Here is a 1,509-nt window from a genome sequence, read left to right as displayed (position 1 = left end):
GTCATGCGTCGCTGAGGTCGACGGTGCGGTTGTCGCCGATCCGGTATGCGCAGATGGCGCTGAGTGTGCAGAATGCTGCGAGCATGATCGAGACACCGATCGGTCCGATTCCGCCGGGGGCGACGAAGATCGAGGCGAGCAGTGGGCCGATGCCACCGCCGATGAGGCCGGCGAACTGGTATGCGACGCCGGCGCCGGTGTAGCGGAACTTGGTCGGGAAGAGTTCGGAAAGCAGGGTGGCGGAGGTTCCTGTCGCTGCCGAGTTGAGTATCGCCATTCCGATGATGAAGGTCGCCAGGATGATCAGCGGGGACCCCGACCCGATCATCGGGAACATGACGAACGCGAACACGCCGTAGCCGATCGCGGCGGGGATGAAGATCTGGCGCCGGCCGACCTTGTCGGAGATGAACGAGAAGAACGGGATGGTGAAGATCATGATGACCAGCGAGATGTTGAGCAGGGTCAGCAGGGTCGACCGGCCCAGACCGTAGTGCGTGGCGGCGTATGAGATCAGGAAGGTCGACACGATTGCCTGGGACATGAAGGTGCCCGAGACGGTGCCGATGCCGAGCAGAACCTTGCCGGGTCGCTCACGGAAGACCTCGATGAGCGGGATGGGCGGCTTCTCCGTTGCTTCGGAGTTGTGCTGTTCGGATTCGAAGACCGGGCTTTCCTCGATCCGCAGCCGCACGTACAGACCGACGCCGACGACGACGACCGAGAAGAGGAACGGCAACCGCCATCCCCAGGTCAGGAACGCCTCGTCGTCCAGGTTGTTCAGCAACGCGAACGCCCCGTAGGCCAGCAGCACTCCGGCTCCCGATCCCAAACTTGCCGCTCCGCCGAAGAATCCGCGTGACTTCTTGGGAGCGTGTTCGACGGCCATCAACACCGCGCCGCCCCATTCACCGCCCACGGCGATGCCCTGGATGAGGCGGAGGGTGACCAACAGGATCGGTGCGAGTGCGCCGATCTGCGCCGAGGACGGCAGGCATCCGATCAGGAAGGTGCTCAGCCCCATCAGGACCATCGTCCACAACAGCGTCGACTTGCGGCCCACCCGGTCCCCGAAGTGACCGAAGATGATCCCGCCGAGCGGTCGAGCCGCGTACCCGATCGCGAGAATCGCGAACGAGAGGATCGTCCCGAGCGACTCGGACGTCGACTCGAAGAAGACCCGCCCGAACACCAGGCTCGCCGCCACCCCGAACACGATGAAGTCGTAGAACTCGACCGTCGTGCCGATCAGGCTGGCGAAATACACGCGTCTGAGTTGCCGTCGATTCCCGACGGCGTCCTCAGCCCTCGGGTGGGCCATATCTCGAGTGTCGGTCATGACTGCCTCTCCTTCACCACGAACGCCGGTCGACGCGAATCGGATCGCCAGGGGCGAGCTGCAGTGAGCCGCTCGACTCACACGTGGCATACGTGGCGGGTGCCTGTGAATTGATGGAGATAATACGAACACAGATGAAGTCTCCGCGCAAGGGTGCGACACCAGTTGTT

General features: G+C 63.4%; 1 protein-coding gene. It reads right to left on the bottom strand.

Annotation, left to right across the window (positions count from 1 at the left end):
• Nucleotide 1: 1 nt before the first annotated feature.
• Complete coding sequence (locus ACFWAY_RS53730) at nt 2-1,339, bottom strand: MFS transporter (protein ID WP_378516535.1); 1,338 nt, start codon at nt 1,337-1,339, stop codon at nt 2-4.
• Nucleotides 1,340-1,509 lie beyond the last annotated feature (170 nt).

Source organism: Rhodococcus sp. NPDC059968 (assembly GCF_042738615.1).
GTDB lineage: Bacteria > Actinomycetota > Actinomycetes > Mycobacteriales > Mycobacteriaceae > Rhodococcus_F.
Note: the sequence above shows the minus strand (reverse complement) of the source record. Positions and strands in the feature narration are given on the sequence as shown.

What these genes read in the sequence shown, in the direction of transcription:
- ACFWAY_RS53730 (WP_378516535.1), bottom strand. Translation starts at nt 1,339, where the DNA reads ATGACCGACACTCGAGATATGGCCCACCCGAGGGCTGAGGACGCCGTC.